Genomic DNA, 16663 nt, shown 5'->3' on the forward strand with positions numbered 1-16663 from the left:
GACGGGAAGCGGGTCAACAAGGGATTGCAAGGCTTGCTCAGACTTAGACTCAGGCTCGGTGTAACTATCATTTGGCAATTGTACATTGTACGGTTCATCCAACTAACCAGAGACATAAACAACCGCTATATGCCGGAGCTGTCTGGCAGGTAGCGGTTGTTGTTGTTGGGAAGACAGTTTTTCATGACTATATGCATTTATAATGCCGTCAATCGCTGGTTCGACCACTCTTATGGGAGACGGATAAACAGCGAAAAAAGCTATGAGCACAGCAAAGCGATGGCTCCGGTTCGTTTTAGCCAGATTGCTGTTCTTGCTCTTCAACTGATAATTATTATCAATTATAATAAAGCAACCAAACAAAAAGGACTGGTCACATTGAAGCAAGAAAACACCCAAGCGCTGCTATGGAACCAGGCTGCCATTAAAATTTTGGACATCCGTCACACAGCGTTGGCACCGGGGGAAGGGTTTGGACCGTACAAGCTCCCGGCCAGCATGTTTCTTTTTTCCACGCGGGGCAACGCGCAGGTTTTGTTGGATGGGACGGCGTACATGGCAAAAGGGTTTCAGCTCATGCACAGCGGAAAAGGAGCCACGCTCCAGATTGTGCCTGCGGGTGAAGCGTTTGAATACTACTCGATTTTTTACAAAGCAACGATTCCGGCACCCGCAAGCCAGAGTTTGCTTGAATTGTTAAAGCGCAGCAACCCGTTTTTGGCGCAATACAGCCTGATCCCGAGCAGCCCGGTTTTGCTTTTTCACCACTTGCAACAAATGCACGAGCAATGGCAGGGCACAGAGTCGCTGAGGCGGTTTCAGATCAAAGCTCTTTTCTACCAATTTGTTTATCAGGTGCTGGCAGAGTTGGAGCGGGAGGGCAGCGAAGTGACCTATCCCGATTTGACGGCACAAATCATGCTGTACATGGAAAAAAATTATGCGGAGCCGATCACGCTGGAGTCTTTGGCGGAGATGTTTCGTTACAGTGCGTACCATTTATCCGCGACATTCAAGCAAAGCACAGGCTACAGTCCGATCGATTATTTGATTCGCATTCGCCTTGAAAAAGCGGCGAGCCTGCTGACGGAGACGGACGCTTCGCTGCGGACGATTTCGGCAGGTGTCGGGTACAAAGATGTGTATTATTTCAGCCGCTTGTTCAAGAAAAAGCTGGGCGTGTCGCCTGCCGAGTATCGGAGAAGGAATTGGCAACAGAGCAAAGTTGCAGATAGTCCGGCAAAATTCCCTACATATTCTATTGTGGAACGGATGCTGAATCGGTACATTGATAGTGATAATTATTATCAATATACAAAAAAAGGGGATTTTCCGATGAGCAGAGGTTCACGAGCGTCACTGGCGGCAACTGCGCTGTTGTGCATCATGCTGTTGCTGAGTGCTTGCTCTGGCGCGACCAGTACGAGTAATGGGGCAGCAGCCCCGGCACAAGGGGATGCGAATAACGTGGCAAAAGTAGAGACGATCACCTACAAGACGACAAGCGGAGAGGTGACGATTCCGAAAAATCCGAAGCGGGTTATCATTTTGGCAGACAGTTACGTAGGCTATTTCCTCGCTTTGGGCATCAAGCCTGTAGGGTTGTCGGAGTTTGCCCTGAATCATCCTTTTTACGCCGGAAAAGTGGACGGGATTGAAAATATCGGGGGCTATGGCGATGACAGCAACTCGCTGGAAAAGCTGTTGGAGCTGAAGCCTGACGTCATTATCGCCTTGGACAACGCGAAAAACCTGGAGAACATCCAAAAAATAGCGCCGACTGTCGCGATCAAATACGGGGAAAAAAATTTGCGGGAGCAGCTTCGGGCTTTTGGCAAAGCGTTTGGGAGGGAGCAGGAAGCAGAAGCGTGGATTGCGAACTGGGATAGCAAAGTGGCGAAGTATAAGCCAGCCGTGCACGAGGTCGTGGGTGACAAAAAAGTGGCGATTTTAGGGGGAGACATGAAATCGCTTGGTGCGTTCGGAGATTTTTACGGACGAGGCGGAGAGATTTTATATCGCGAGTTTGGGTTGAAAGCGCCGGAGATCATCCAGAAAGCAACGATGGACATCGGCAAAGGCTACGTTGCGCTTTCGCATGAAAAACTGCCGGAATATGCGGGAGATTTTTTGTTTATCGAGGATTCGCTGGAGAAGGAGATAAGCAAGAACGAGTTGTGGCAACAGCTTGATGCCGTCAAAAACAAGCGCGTGTATACGATTGATTCGAATACATTTTATTTCAATGATCCGCTGTCGTTGGAAAAGCAGTTTGATTATATTGCGGGGAAATTGCTTGGTGAGGAAACGATCAGTAAGTAGTAAAAGTTGAGAGATACGCGAAACCAAAAGCAGCCCTCCTTGTATTCGACTGGCAGAGGGCTGCTTTTGCTACTTTTTAAATGATGGTAGGCTGGATACCCATCTGAACTTGAATCCCTTTAAACCATACTAAGTAGTTCTGCATCTCTTCATCAGTGAAAATAGTGCCGGGGGCTGTAGCTACTCTTGGCAGTTTCCTTAGATCGATTCCTTTCCCAATGAAGTAATTTTCGTTGGGATTAATTTCAAGGTTGGTGACATTACCGTATTTTACAAGCAAGAGGGCATCTTCCACTCTGAGATCATACCACTTCCCAAACCCCTCTTGAAACCGATACCCTGCCGCTGGCGGCGACCCTGTAGCTGTCTTTTTGTCCTTGATAAAGCTATCTTCAATTCGGCCAATGACATGGAAAGAACTCTTTTTAAGCAACATCGCTATGAGACGGATGAAGCTTGGATTTATGCGGCTTAACTCGATTGTATTTCTGGAGATGCAATCTTCAAATACATTTCTGGTCAATGACTCCAGTTGTTCCTCCAGTCCCTCTTGTTCAATAAGGTCGAAAATTTTAGTTTGAAGTCCCTGGTTCTCTTTGTCCAAATGATTCGCCCCTCTGCTTTTTTCTAAGCAAACATGACTTGTTTTTGCTTTATTATAAAAATTGGATTATGAGGGTAATTTCACCTTTTTCTCAAACTAATAGTTACACGCCCTCCCCTTCCCCTCTCACCACTTCTTTCCGCTCGATGGCTTTCCTCTGCCCGCCAAAAACCGTAATCATCATGACCGCGACAACGATAATGATAGCGGCGGCCCAGGCGTGGGGAGAGAGTCGCTCGTTTGCGAGAAACCACCCAAAAATACGGCGACGATCGGATTGACGAAAGCATATGTCGATACCCAGGCGGGGTCAGCATTTTTCAACAGCCAAATGTACGCTGTGTAGCTGATGATCGAGCCGAACACGATCAGATAGCCCAAGGCGAGAGCGGAGCGGACAGATAGCTCAGACAGGTGCAGCTTCGTCCAATCGTCGAGGAAAAATGAAACAAAGATCAGCAAAGCGCCGCCTACCATCATTTGCGCCGCTGTCGATTGCAGGGGAGACGCGGGGAGTTTTGCCCTGCGAGAATACAAAGATCCGATTGACCAAGAAACCGAAGCGATCAAGAGGGCGATCATGCCGATTGTGTCCATGCTTTGGCTGTTCGCTCCGCCTGTGTTCAGGACGAGCACGGCAATGCCGGAAAAGCCGAGCAGTACGCCAGCGAGGACGCCGAGCGCAGGTCTTTTTTTGTTGCCGCCAAGCCAGTTGAAAGCAAGAATCCATAAAGGAACAGTTGCTACCAGCAGGGAGGCGATGGCTGACGGGACTTTTTGTTCCGCCCAGGCGACCAGCCCGTTCCCGCCCAAGAGCAAGAGAGCGCCCACGATTCTTGCGCCTTTCCATTCGGCAACGCTCGGATGCTGCTCACCCTTTAACCGCGCAAGCACATAGAGGACAGTTCCAGCCACAAAAAACCGAATGCCTGCCATGATAAAAGGCGGGATGGTTTCAATCGCAACCTTCATCCCGAGATACGTTCCTCCCCAAAAAATGTACACGGAGAGTAAAGCGATTACAACGAGAGTGATATTTGAATTTTCTGACTCGCCGATTTGCATTGCTTTTTTCCCTTGCATCATCCAGGGTCGCCTCTCTTCTTTCTCAATTCTCCTTCATCCCGTTTTCGTAAAGGGTAGATAAAACAAACGTCGTCGAAGTCTCCTGAACGTCAGGGAATTTGACCATTTCATCGATCAGATTCGTAATATCCTCAGGGGAGGATACCCGCACTTTGAGCATCATGCACCATTCCCCAGCCAGGCGTTGGCATTCGAGAATCGTTGCGCCCGGAACGTGCAAATCGACAATCTTGCCTGCGATTTCTTTGAAGTTTTGGCATTTCATTTTGATAAAGATCAGCACTTTCAGTTTTTGCTCCAGCTTGCTCCAATCGACAATGCAGCGGTAACCTTTGATGATGTTGCTCTTTTCCAGCTTTGCCACCCGCTGATGAACGGCAGGGCGGGATATGTGCAAAAGCTTGCTTAGTTCTTCGTGCGAGAGTCTCCCTTTTTCCTCAAGGAGTTGCAAAATTTTGATATCGATATCGTCCATGGCGTACCTCCTGCAGAATCTTTTCGAATGTTTTACGCATAATCGCGACTCTTTTCTATAATCGCATTGTAGTAATGATTATCAGCTATGATTGTTTGGTTGGATAAAAGGGGCGTGAACGCATGGACAAGCTGTATGGTGGGCAGAGAATGCTTCGAGGGGCGCTCCACAATGCGTTGTGGATGTGGGAAAATGCGACCATTATGATTGCCGATATCCCGCATCGGCTGCTGCGACCGGACGAGTCAATTCGCCACTATCAGATGCTTGCCAACATGTTTATGTTCGCGGAGCGATCACAAGTGTATTTGGATGATGCACAGTATCAAACGGAACGGTTTGGCGTTTTTCATGAAGGGAAGGGAACGCTGCTCTCCATCCCTCCTAAGTATCTTTGAAGTGGAGACGTTTAAAATCTTCACTAAATTTCGTCATAGAAAAACTGCACTTCCAACTGTTGGAGGGCCCAACAAATGTGGTGCAGTTCAAACCTGGTCTGTGGAGGAATTTAAAAGTCATCAAAAAACAACGTGTTATAGCTAATAGCAGCATGTGAAACTGACATGACCTATGCAACCAATTGCTAGCCCTTCGGACGAAGGAGGCACATGATCGAAAGTGCCCCCTCCTTCGTCCGAAGATGGTACTTAAAAGGGAGCACTTTAAAAATTATTCACTCGATTCATCTTGATCGGGGATAAATCGCTTTAAGCAGTTGATAAGCGATTCAAAGTTCTCTATATAATGATCGCAGTATTTGGACCAGACTACGGATTTCCCTTCTAGCAATGTAAAGAAATCCAAGACGGGGATCGGGCGATTGATTCCAATTTCTGCACCTAACAGACTCAATCTGGATAACAATTCAATTTCCGTCCACTCCCATTTGAGTTCACCTAACACAATAGTAGCTGCGGACAGATCGATATCTTGAGGAATGGAGCATGCGTCTTCGGGAAACACATTTTCATCCAGATAATGTTGATAGTTATGGTGAAAGAACTTGGCTGACTGTTCGTCAATGTCTTTGTAGAGCTTTTCGAGATGGATGGAATTCTGATTCGAATGAAGGTCATCCTGATTCATGAAATTATCACCTAGCTATGTTCGAAATAGGAGGTTAAAAAATGAAGCAACTGTTTTTTAGTGAAATATCGGAAACGACATATACATTTATAGCTTATATGTCGTTTCCAGTCCCAGACTAATTATTAATCAAGTGGATCGTAGGGGAAGAAATGGTGACCAGGCAATTTATTTCGACGAGCTTCATCAGTGGTCATATGATAATGAGGTAAATTGGCGAGATATCCCAATGTAATGTGACCGCCTTCATCATAATACCAATAGTTTGTTTGCTTTACTACTTTTTTTGCACTCTCTTTACTTACACTAAATGTATCCAAACCATTTCGAGCCCGACTTTGCGCTTCAGATAAACTAATCGACCGTCCAATAAAAATACCGCCCCATCCACCAGTGGATAGCCAAGCTTCGAAGTGTTTTTTTCCTTTCTTAATTTCTTTTCTGGTTGCAATGCTTAATGAAACAGCTCCGGTGACTTTACTAATAGCGTTTCTTAGGGAAACTGATTTTAAATAGTTTGTAATTTCATCTAAATTTGCAATGTAGTTGTCAAGATTCGGGTTAAGGATCACAGCCCCTGCAAGGAGAGCAACAAAATCTCCAATAGGAATAGGACCATCAAGAGATGCGATAGCACCTAAAGTTGCGAGTCTAGCAATTAGTTGATCTTTAGTCCAATTCACGCCGTAACCTTTTAATAGATTTAAGGCTACATCATAAGAGGCAGACGAAGCTAATCTATTAGTAAGGACTTTCTTTTCAGGAAAATATCCGTGTTCTTTATAAAAGTCAAAGTAAGTATCAAAGTAACTTTGCGCTTCAACGTCGATACTATGAAACTCTTCAATTAATTCCTCATTTATTTCTATCTCGTTAGATTCAAAATAAACTTCTTGTTCATTACCAATTTGCTCGAACTGAACGTTGTTTCTCTGCTTAAAAAGATCTGTTAGATTCTCCGTGTCACTTGTAATGCTAGTAGTTTGTTGACTTGAGTTTTCAGCTGCAGCTACATTTGTAACACTACCAAGCAATAATGCGACAGTTATTAGAAACTTTAAAAACACATTCATCTTCATAAAAAAGTTAATCATATATATTTTCAATATATGATTTTTAACCTCCCTTATATTGGTATTTTTGACCGGTCAATTAGGGATTATAGCAACTTGTTTGGTTTGTGTAAACATATTTTTACAATTAAGTTATTTTATATAAAATCTTTTGATTCAGACGGATTGTCAAGCCAAGTGCGACAGAGCTTCCATGAATGATTCGTGAGCCGTCTTCCAGCCCGGACATTTTCTTGGTCGGTTGTTAATGAGATACAAGGCTTGAGCAAGTTCTTCTTCAGAGACCTTGGCAAAGGCGAGTCTTACGCTCAGCGAACCTAGCGACGCATGCTTTACTTTTTCCCCGACTGGAAACAACCGTATCCAGTTCCCAGTGACCAAAACTAAGACGTTTTCTCACTTCTTTAGGGCGCTGCTGGATGGACTTCCCTACGTTGAATCGGCCACGTGTTTCAACAGGATCTCGGCGTTTGCTCTTATGACGCAAGACAGCCGTATTCCCTTTGCCGTACCATCGATGTCTCCGGCTCCAGCTCAGCCCATCCGGCTCCATCGTTACACATACGAGCACAAATTTATCGCCTTTGTCTGACCGAATCGTTCGAGAATTTCAGACACATCCTTGAAAAAAAATCGCCTAGGAATCAGAATCTCCTGGGCGATTTTTATAGTTACAGCTCTATTGGGGCATCACATGAATCGCTCTTTTGCAAGTTTTACGAGAAAGTGATTTTCTACTTACACCTGTCCCACAATCTTTTTCAACCGCCCTACGAGTGGCAGCACGATAATTCCGGCAACGATAACCTGGAGGAAGTTCCCAGGGATGGAGCCGAACGGCTGAATCCAGTTGCCATACAAAATCACTTCCACGAAGTAGTAGCCGACGATTTTAATAATCAGCGCGACGGCGATCGCCACACAGTAAGCCAGTGTGCGTTTGCCAGGCATTTTTTCCCCGATGAGGCCAGCGACATAACCCATGGCACCGACGATGATGAACGTAAAAGGCGCCCAGGCTGTCCAGCCGGAGATCAGGTCGAAGAGACCCATGCCGAAAGCTCCGGCAATCGCTCCCGTTTTTCTGCCGTACACAAAGGCAGCAATAAAAAGAGGCACGTTACCGAGGTGAATCAGGCCGCCGTTGCCCATGATCGGGAGGCGGATGTTGATGAACATGGTAGCTGCGAGGGTAAAAGCGATAAAAAGGGCATGAATCACAAGCATTTTTGTTTTCGAAGTAGATCTTGGTGAGTAAGTTGAATCCATATAACAGCCTCTTTCTTTTTTTCCTATTATCATACCCGCAAACGGTTCCTAAATAAATATGCTTCCCGCGATTTATTTGGGCAGGGAGCGCCAGATGGTACGGCAAACCCGAGGATGGAGCGCATGCGATGCTCCTACGGCAAAATCAGGCCCGATCCTATGATAAAATAAGCAGGGGTACACGATATGGACAGAAAGCAGGTTTCCTTTCATGATGGATTTGGACAAGATAGCGGAAATATTCGCCGGCGGTTCCTATGAGATAGCCAATGTGCAGCGCTTGGTCATTCAGCCGAAAAGTATTTTGCGCGGTTTCAAGACTGTCCAATACGGATTTCTGTTTATTGTGCGTGGAGAGGCGAAGATGCATGTGAACGGAACCGCTTACGATTTGTTGCCGGGAACGGTCGTTCATGCTGCTCCAGGCATGCAAATGGACTCGCGGGTCATTGGTCAGTCAGAATTGGAGTATTTCATTGTTTTTTACAGATGGAACAAACACGGAAATGACACGGCGGCTGTTGAACTGGATACTCACTTCAAACTCGAACCCGGCGCGAATCCCCGGTTGCTTGAAGCGCTCATCATGATCCAGCAAAAAGCCCGCGCTACAGGCGGGATCGGGAAGCTGCATGTCAAAGAGCTGTTTTTAGGCATCATGCATCAAGTGCTGGTGGGCTGCAAGAGTCGGGAGGAAGGACGTTCTCCAGGCCAAAAAATAATCGAAGAAGCGATTGCGTACATTAGCGGGCATTACATGGAGCCGCTGACGCTCGGCGAATTGGCTGAGTTGCACGATATGAGCCCCAAGCAATTTTCTTACTTTTTCCATAAATACACAGGATACCGCCCTATCGACTACGTGATTCATTACCGGATGGAGAGAGCGCGCGAGCTACTGAAAGCAGGCAGCTATCCGATCAGCGATATCGCCGTCAGTGTCGGGTATGCCAATCCGCTCTATTTCAGCAGGATGTTTAAAAAGAAATTCGGCGTGTCGCCTTCCGCGTACAGAGAGCAAGAAGAGAGTCATAAGGACGTCGGACAGTCATGACTGTGATTGCTGACTGCAAGAAACCGCAAGCTGCGAGCTGCAAACCGCCCACCAACTGCGCTGAAAACGCCGGGACGTTTTTCAAAGAAAAGCACTGGATTAGACAATCTTGCATATCGTTTTCGTGATTTGTGCATTTGCTTTTACTTCTGCCCTTGCTACACTATTTAACGATAATGATTATCATTGTTGGAAAAAGGCGCGTATTTGCGCTTTTGCCAACATGACGGAAGAGCGGGGCAAGTCCTAATCGCGAAACGAATCTCAATCCAGGAGAGGTGGATACGTATGGCTGAAAATAGACAATTGTGCATCGGACTGGCGATTAATACTACGTGGATGAAAGGGGCAGGCTGGCGGCGTCCTGACAGTGATATCGAGAAACTGGACACGATCGACTACTATATTGATTTGGCGAAAATGGCCGAGCAAGCCAAGCTCGATTTTTTGTTCAAAGCCGATTATTTATACGTCGGTCCGCAGATGCTGGGAGACGCCGTCAGCTTTGGCAGCGTTGATCCGACACTGATGTTCTCCGCTATTGCCCGGGAAACCGAGCGAATCGGGTTGGTGACGACGATCTCCACCACATTCAATCCGCCGTTCATCGTGGCGAGACAGCTTCAGTCGTTGCACTGGCTGAGCAACGGGCGAGCTGGCTGGAATATCGTCACATCGATTGAAGGGGCCGAGAACTTCGGCGATGCTCCGATGCCATCACCGCAAGAGCGCTATGCGAAAGCAAAAGAGTTTATCGAGGTCGTACGCAAGCTGTGGGATAGCTACCCGCGCGAAGCGATTGTCATGGATCGGGAGACAGGCATTTTTACCGATCGGGACAAGGTAACGCCGATCAACCATTCGGGCGAATTTTTCAGTGTCAAAGGGCCGCTGACGATGCCAGCCCATGCCTCCGGCTCGATTCCGTTTTTCCAGGCGGGTGCGTCGGATACGGGACGTGATTTTGCTTCTTCCGTCGCGGATGCGATTTTTGCAGCCATGCCGGATATTGAATCAGGAGTCGAACTGCGAAGCGACTTGCGCAAAAGGGCGGAGGAGCATGGACGTAATCCGGATGCAGTCAAAGTGCTGCCGGGCCTGTACTTTTTCTTGGGGGAGACGCGCGAGGAGGCAGAGGAATTGCATAAAGTGGCGCATGCCAATTTGAGCACGGAGCGCAGGCTGGCTTCGCTGAAATTCGTACTCGGAATGGAAGCAAGCCATCTGGCTCTGGATCAACGCATAACAGCTGACATGCTCCCTGATCCGAACCTGCCCGTCCGCAGCCGGACACATGCCGAGCTGTTGCGCCGATTTATCACGAAGTACGAGCCGACTTTGCAAGAAGTGCTGGCACGCCCTGAGGTAGTCGGATCGGCGCATTGGGTGTCTGTCGGAACTGTCGACGATGTACTGGCTGATATTATCGAGCGTTACGAGGCGGGAGCGATTGACGGGTTCATCGCTCTGCCGGGCGGATCGGAAAAATCGATGAACATCTTTTTCGAACAACTGATGCCCAAGCTGGTGGAAAAAGGCTTGTTCAAGCGCGAATACGCAGGCGCCACCTTGCGCGAGCATCTGGGAATCCAATAAAATCGTGCGTTGCCGGGAATGAACTGCTTTAGCCACCCTGCCCCGCCTTCTGTTCTTCTTTTTCCCTAAAAAATCAGCCGTTGCCATCTGGCGGAAGAAGATGCTCAGGGGGCCGCTTATGGGCTGATGGCGATGGTAGTCGGGCTGAGCTTTTTTCGGGTGGCGGGGATTGCGCCGCCGCAGGGCGAAGACAATCGCTATATAGGCGAGCAGTATGTCCAAAGACTTTTCCAGGCCCATGCCAAATAAGTGGCTGATCAAACAGGGAGGTAGACGATGAACATTGCCAAGCACACCGTTAACGGAGTCAATATTGCTGTCGTAACAAGCGAGGAACACGTCATCGCCGATGTCCAGGCGGCACTGGATCTGATCGCGACGGCATGGTACGAAGCCGAATGCGACCGCATCGTCATTCACAAAACGATGCTTGCGGAGAGCTTTTTCGATCTGAAGACGCGACTGGCGGGCGACATTTTGCAAAAGTTCATCAATTACAAGGCAAAGCTGGCGATCGTGGGCGATTTTTCCGTGTATGCAAGCAAAAGCTTGAAAGACTTCATCTATGAGTCGAACAACGGCAACGACATCTTTTTCCTGCCGACTGAGCAGCAGGCGATCGAAAAGCTGAGCTTGGCTAAATAAAAGTGGAAAGCGGAGGGAACCAGATGACAGGCGGGCAGGCTTGGGCGGAAGCGGCTAGAGGTGTCGGCGCGACATGCCGCAGGCGCAGTCATTCGACGTTTCGCATCGATGATCTCGGCTTTCGGCTTGCCCGGGCGGTGTGAGGGCAAACGCCAGTTGACACCGATCTTCCAATTCACTATACTGTCTGTAATCTTATATGCGACATACGTTGAAAGAGCCCAGTAGCAGATTGGTCCCTGTCCCAGAAAGCCGGGGGATGATGAAACCCGGCACACACCAAGCAAGCGAATTACAACTCTGGAGTATCTCGGGTAATGCTGAGCGGAAGCGGCGAACGATATCTCGCCGAGAGTGGCATGAATGGCGCGCAAAAGGAAGGCGTGTGCGGCATTGGTGCAATCTGGGTGGTAACACGGTTATTCAATCGTCCCTATGTCTATATGACAAGGGGCGATTTTTTGTTGTCACGCACAACGTTGATCCGGTATAGGAGAACTACGAACCTGAGGGAGTGAATTGGCTGTGAACATTATTGATGAACTCGAATGGCGCGGCGCCATCAATCAACAAACAGATGCCGAGGGACTTCGCGAATTGACCGAGCAAAAATCGATCTCGCTCTACTGTGGCGTGGACCCGACAGGCGACAGCATGCATATCGGTCACCTGATCCCATTCATCATGCTGAAACGCTTCCAGTTGGCTGGTCACCGCCCGGTTATTTTGATCGGCGGCGCGACAGGAACGATCGGCGATCCGAGCGGCCGGCAATCGGAGCGCTCGCTGCAAACATTGGAGCAAGTGCAGGCGAACGTGGATGCGCTGACTGCGCAAATGAAAAAGCTGTTCATCACAGAAGGCGACAATCAAATCCGCCTGGTGAACAACTACGACTGGACGCATAAAATCAACGTCATCGAATTTTTGCGCGACTACGGGAAAAATTTCAGCATCAACGCGATGCTCGCCAAAGACGTGGTGGCAAGCCGACTGGACAGCGGGATTTCTTTTACCGAGTTCTCCTACCAAATCCTGCAATCGCTCGATTACTTGCACCTGTACAAACACGAAGACGTGCAGCTGCAAATCGGCGGTTCGGACCAATGGGGCAACATTACGAGCGGCCTCGATTTGATCCGCAAAAAAGAAGGGCCAGAAGCGAAAGCGTTTGGCTTGACCATTCCGCTGATGCTGAAAGCAGACGGCACGAAGTTCGGGAAAACGGCTGGCGGCGCTGTCTGGCTCGATCCGAACAAAACGACGCCATTCGAGTTTTACCAGTTCTGGGCGAATACCGATGACCGTGATGTTGTGAAATACTTGAACTACTTCACGTTCTTGTCCAAAGAGCAAATTGAGGAGCTGGCTGAAAAAGTCCAGACCGAACCGCATAAACGCGAAGCGCAAAAAATGCTCGCAGAAGAAATGACCCGATTCGTGCACGGGGAAGAGCTGCTGGAGCAGGCCAAACGCATTACAGCTGCCTTGTTCACGGGAGACATCAAGTCGTTGACGGCAGATGAAATCGAGCAAGGCTTCAAAGAAATGCCGACCTATGAAGCGACGAAAGAAGCGAAAAACATCGTGGATTGGCTGGTAGAGCTGGGCATCGAGCCATCCAAGCGCCAGGCGCGCGAGGACATTACCAAAGGCGCGATTTCCATGAACGGCGAAAAGGTGAGCGATCTGGAGCTGGAAGTAACGGCTGACCTCGCCATCGGCGGACGCTTCATCATCATCCGCAAAGGCAAGAAAAACTACAGCCTGGTTAAGCTGTCGTAACACAAGCAAATCGCACGAAAAAAGGAAAGCTTCCCTCCCGACTGGCGAGGGAAGCTTTTTTTAGGTTAGCTCTACATTCTTCTGGATAGATGGTGTACGATGAACAAGTGTGGCTTATTTTTCCAAAAATGCGAACAAGCCATTTGCATAAATCGATAAAGCGAATGAATGCGTGAAGAAAAAGAGGTGTCGGTCATGGTTGAAGAATTGGTCGAGTATTTGGATGAATGCGAAACAGAAGTCGTCGCAGTAGAACAATTGGCGTTGCCGCTGCAAGCAGAAGGGAAGCACCGCATTTTGGTGTTGCCGGGCTACAACCTGCTGGAAATGATGGAAGAAGTGTGCGAGGAAGCAGAAACGTTGTCCGCTTTTGTCGCGCAGCAGCTGGAAGAAGCCCGCAGCCTGAGCGTAGAGGATACCTTCCGCAAAATCGTGGAGTCCCGGCTGGTCTACACTGATTTGCCAGCTGAGGAGAAGCAGCTGCAAGGCAAAAACTTTTCCGAATGTTATCAGGCGTACGCAGCGATGTGGGAAGGCAGCGAGCTGGTTCACGAGCAGTTGGTCGCAACAGAAGCATCGACAGAACCGTTTCAGCTCGATCGGGAATGGGCACAGGACCGGATCGAGGATGGAGATTCGCTCGTCGTGCTGAACTTGCCGCAGGAGCGCGGGCATGAGGCTCCGCTGTGGATTCCGATGGGCGGATACAACGAATGCCCTTTGCCTGTGTACCAGTCGGTCATCTTCAAGCATTTTCAGGAACAGTACGGCGCAAGCATCCTCGCTGTGACAGGCGATACATGGGTGCTGCAAGCGAAGCGGCGTCCGCAAACGGCTGAAGAAGCGCTGCAATTGGCAAAAGAGCATTTTATTTTTTGCCAGTACGTTTTGGACGATCAACAGACGCTCGGTCATTACGCCGATTACTTGCTGAAGCAGGACGTGTGGTATTTTTGGTGGGATTAGAAAAGGACATTCTTTTGACAAAGCTGTACATCCCCAAACCGCGGCCAAAAGCGGTCCGACGCCCGCGGCTCGTGGAAAAATTGAGCGAAGGGATGCATCGCAAGCTGACGCTGATTTCTGCTCCAGCAGGCTACGGCAAGACGGCGCTTGTCAGTGAATGGCTGGCAGATGCTCCCGTCTCTGTCGCCTGGCTGTCGCTCGATGGGGGAGACGACGACCTGGGGCGTTTCCTGCGCTGCGTGATCGCAGCTATGCAGACGATTGAGCCGTCTATTGGAAAAGGGCTGCTGCCCATGCTCAAGGCTGCGGAAAGTTCGCCAAGCGAGGCGATGCTGCTGTCTTTGTTGCACGATCTCCACTCTTTATCCCCGGCGATGGTTCTCGTTCTGGATGACTATCATCTTCTCCGCTCTCCGAGTATTCATGAGGCGGTTGCTTTTCTGGTGGAACGCATGCCGCCGCAGCTTCATCTCGTCATCACGACCCGCGCGCAGTCGCCGTTGCCTTTGGCGAGGATGCGCGCGAAGGATCAGCTGACGGAAGTTCATGCTGGCGATCTGCGCTTTGCCCAGCGGGAAGCCGGCGAATTTTTGTGCCAGGGGATGGGGCTGGTTCTTTCCGAGACAAGCGTCGGGATTTTGGCAGAACGCACAGAAGGCTGGATTGCCGGATTGCAGCTGGTCGCGCTTGCTTTGCGCAGGGAAGGCGAGCCGGATCGGTTGATTCGGTCTTTTCCGCCTAATCATCCTTATGTGTGGGACTATTTGGTCGAGGAAGTGTTGAATCAGGAAACGGAGAGCATCCAGTCGTTTTTGCTCCAGACGTCTGTTCTTGAACGGATGAGCGGGCCGCTGTGCGATGCTGTTCTGAGCGACGGGGAGCACACAGTCCGGGCTGGCTTTGGCGAAGCGACGCTGGCCTTGCTTGATCGCGCCAATCTGTTTCTTGTCGCCTTGGACAGCGAACGGCGCTGGTATCGCTACCACCATCTTTTTGCCGAGCTTTTGCGCAAACGGCTTGATCCAACCGTCGCTGCAAGCTTGCATATTCGCGCAAGCAGCTGGTATGAAGCGAACGGCTTTGCGCTTGAGGCGTTTCACCATGCTGTTTGCGCCCACGATACAAAAAGGGCGGCGCAGCTGGCGGAAGGTGCTGGCTTGCCCCTGATTTTTCGCGGGGCAGTGACCCCTGTTCTGCAATGGCTGGAGTCATTGGGCGAGCAGGAAAAGAACGAGCTGCCCGGTTTGTGGGTGATGCAAGCGTCTGCGCTGTTGATGATCGGAAAAACAACAAGCGTGGAACCAAAGCTGCAAGCTGCCGAAAAAGTGTTGCAGGCGGTGGAGCAAAGCGACATGACCCGTGATTTGCTCGGTCATATCGCGGCGATCCGCGCTTCGCTGGCGGTGAGCAAGCACGACGCGGAGCGGATCGTAGCGGAGTCGCACCGTGCTCTGGAACTTTTGCATCCGGAAAATGTGCCTGTACGCACAGCGACACTATGGGCACTCGGGTACGGCTGCCAGCTTCGGGGCGAATGGGCAGAGGCGAGCGTGGCTTATACGCAAGCTTTGGCGAACAGTGAAAGGGTCGGCCATGTCCTGATTACCATGCTGGCAACACTTGGCCTGGGGATGATTCAGGAGATGGAATCCCGGCTGTACCTGGCGGAGCGAAGCTATCTGCGGGTGCTGAAGCTCGCAGACGATCCGCCGCTGCCGGCAGCTTGCAAGGCGCATCTTGGTTTGGCTCGCCTGTATTACGAGTGGGATGAACGGGAAAAAGCGTTGGAGCATACTCGTCAGAGCGTGAAGTGGGCAAAACAGCTGGAACAGACGGATTGCGTGGTCGAGAGCGAGATTTTTTTAGCCAGGCTAAAGCTTGCCCAAGGCGATGCCAGCGGGGCAGCACGCATGCTGGCAGAAAGCGATCACACGGTCCAGCGGCAAAACTTCACAGTCCAGCTTCCTCAGCTTTTGGCGGTCCAGACCATGGTGCAACTGCATAAAGGCAATCTGGCTGCTGCCGAGCGCCTGGCGACGGCGAATGGACAGCTCGCAAGCACTCGCGCCCGGGTGTATTTGGCCAAGGGCAATTCCGCCCAAGCCGTGGCGATTCTCAAACCGTGGCATGCAGAGCTGGAGCAGACCCGCCAAGAGCGGGAGCGGATCGAGGCCAAGCTGCTTTTGGCTGTCGCGCTTTTTGGGCATGGGGAAAAGCGCCAGGCGGTACAACTGCTTCGCGAAGCTTTGGCACTGGCTGAGCCGGGCGGGCTGGTGCGGACGTTTGTCGATGAAGCTGCTTTGCTCCTGCCGCTGTTGCGTGAGTGGACAGCAGCCGAAGCGGCGTCTGAGTATTGTGGCAAGCTTCTCGCTGCCATGAACCAGTTGGCGCCAGTACACGGGACGGGTCAGCCAGCGCAAGCGCAGCAAGCCGAGTCTCTGATCGAGCCGTTGAGCAATCGCGAGCTGGAAGTGCTCCGCCTGATTGCCCAAGGCTTTTCCAACCAGCAGATCAGCGAAAGGCTGTTTATTGCGTTGCCGACTGTAAAAGGGCACAACCGGGTCATTTTTGAAAAGCTGCAAGTGAAGCGGCGCACGGAGGCAGTCGCGCGGGCACGCGAGCTTGGACTGTTGTAGGCGGTGCTGTTTTTCAGCCGTGATTGTTTTTGCAAAACCATACTTTAGTAGCTGTAGCGAGACAGT

Annotated in this window: 14 protein-coding genes and 3 pseudogenes; 10 read left to right on the plus strand and 7 right to left on the minus strand. The window is 50.1% G+C overall.

Annotated elements, in window-relative coordinates; translation table 11 throughout:
• Positions 1-183: 183 nt before the first annotated feature.
• Entirely contained in the window at positions 184-2322 is a 2139-nt protein-coding gene (locus M2298_RS01255; RefSeq protein WP_122962950.1) for an AraC family transcriptional regulator, read from the plus strand.
• Between the two features lie 76 nt (positions 2323-2398).
• On the opposite strand, the gene M2298_RS01260 is transcribed toward M2298_RS01255, so the two are convergent.
• The 3 genes from M2298_RS01260 to M2298_RS01270 all read right to left on the minus strand — a co-directional run bounded on the left by M2298_RS01260 (position 2399) and on the right by M2298_RS01270 (position 4487).
• Positions 2399-2926 carry a hypothetical protein gene (locus M2298_RS01260; protein WP_122962951.1) on the minus strand — a complete coding sequence of 176 codons (528 nt, stop codon included), beginning with the start codon at positions 2924-2926 and terminating at the stop codon, positions 2399-2401.
• A gap of 180 nt (positions 2927-3106) precedes the next feature.
• Positions 3107-4012, minus strand: a complete 906-nt coding sequence (locus M2298_RS01265) for an EamA family transporter (RefSeq protein ID WP_229049844.1) — start codon at positions 4010-4012, stop codon at positions 3107-3109.
• Between the two features lie 22 nt (positions 4013-4034).
• Positions 4035-4487: an Lrp/AsnC family transcriptional regulator gene (locus M2298_RS01270; protein WP_122962952.1), complete on the minus strand. Its 453-nt coding sequence runs from the start codon at positions 4485-4487 to the stop codon at positions 4035-4037.
• Positions 4488-4609: 122 nt separating this feature from the next.
• Here M2298_RS01270 and M2298_RS01275 point away from each other — a divergent pair, with 122 nt between their 5' ends.
• Positions 4610-4885, plus strand: a complete 276-nt coding sequence (locus tag M2298_RS01275) for a hypothetical protein (RefSeq protein WP_122962953.1) — start codon at positions 4610-4612, stop codon at positions 4883-4885.
• Between the two features lie 271 nt (positions 4886-5156).
• Here M2298_RS01275 and M2298_RS01280 read toward each other — a convergent pair whose 3' ends face one another.
• The 4 genes and pseudogenes from M2298_RS01280 to M2298_RS01295 form a co-directional block, all read right to left on the minus strand.
• A complete protein-coding gene (locus tag M2298_RS01280) occupies positions 5157-5573 on the minus strand; it encodes a hypothetical protein (RefSeq protein WP_063229227.1) in 417 nt (138 codons plus the stop codon).
• A 125-nt stretch (positions 5574-5698) separates the two neighbouring features.
• Entirely contained in the window at positions 5699-6679 is a 981-nt protein-coding gene (locus M2298_RS01285) for a hypothetical protein (protein WP_141254099.1), read from the minus strand.
• Between the two features lie 135 nt (positions 6680-6814).
• Positions 6815-7133 (minus strand): annotated as a pseudogene (locus tag M2298_RS01290) (hypothetical protein); the annotation flags it as partial.
• 251 nt (positions 7134-7384) lie between these two features.
• Positions 7385-7915, minus strand: coding sequence for an ECF transporter S component (locus M2298_RS01295; RefSeq protein ID WP_063229229.1), 531 nt, complete (start codon positions 7913-7915; stop codon positions 7385-7387).
• A gap of 211 nt (positions 7916-8126) precedes the next feature.
• Between M2298_RS01295 and M2298_RS01300 the strand changes: the two genes are divergently transcribed.
• The 8 genes and pseudogenes from M2298_RS01300 (at position 8127) to M2298_RS01335 (ending at position 16597) form a co-directional block, all read left to right on the plus strand.
• The gene (locus tag M2298_RS01300; protein WP_280648125.1) at positions 8127-8969 is read left to right on the plus strand and encodes an AraC family transcriptional regulator; all 843 of its coding nucleotides are present in this window, start codon (positions 8127-8129) and stop codon (positions 8967-8969) included.
• 288 nt (positions 8970-9257) lie between these two features.
• Positions 9258-10565 (plus strand): NtaA/DmoA family FMN-dependent monooxygenase, encoded by a 1308-nt coding sequence (locus M2298_RS01305; protein ID WP_122962956.1) that lies wholly within the window; start codon positions 9258-9260, stop codon positions 10563-10565.
• Between the two features lie 87 nt (positions 10566-10652).
• Positions 10653-10814 (plus strand): annotated as a pseudogene (locus M2298_RS01310) (TetR/AcrR family transcriptional regulator); the annotation flags it as partial.
• Positions 10815-10841: 27 nt separating this feature from the next.
• A complete protein-coding gene (locus tag M2298_RS01315) occupies positions 10842-11210 on the plus strand; it encodes a DUF4180 domain-containing protein (RefSeq protein WP_122962957.1) in 369 nt (122 codons plus the stop codon).
• A 32-nt stretch (positions 11211-11242) separates the two neighbouring features.
• Positions 11243-11353, plus strand: a pseudogene (locus M2298_RS01320) (formylglycine-generating enzyme family protein); the annotation flags it as partial.
• Between the two features lie 382 nt (positions 11354-11735).
• Positions 11736-12995 (plus strand): tyrosine--tRNA ligase, encoded by a 1260-nt coding sequence (tyrS, locus tag M2298_RS01325; RefSeq protein WP_122963254.1) that lies wholly within the window; start codon positions 11736-11738, stop codon positions 12993-12995.
• 195 nt (positions 12996-13190) lie between these two features.
• Complete coding sequence (locus M2298_RS01330) at positions 13191-13961, plus strand: DUF4253 domain-containing protein (protein WP_122962959.1); 771 nt, start codon at positions 13191-13193, stop codon at positions 13959-13961.
• On the plus strand, positions 13952-16597 hold the full coding sequence (locus M2298_RS01335; RefSeq protein WP_280648233.1) for a winged helix-turn-helix domain-containing protein: 2646 nt from the start codon (positions 13952-13954) through the stop codon (positions 16595-16597). Before M2298_RS01330 ends, M2298_RS01335 begins: the two co-directional genes overlap by 10 nt.
• Positions 16598-16663 lie beyond the last annotated feature (66 nt).

Source organism: Brevibacillus sp. 1238, from assembly GCF_029892995.1.
Classification (GTDB): Bacteria; Bacillota; Bacilli; order Brevibacillales; family Brevibacillaceae; genus Brevibacillus; species Brevibacillus parabrevis.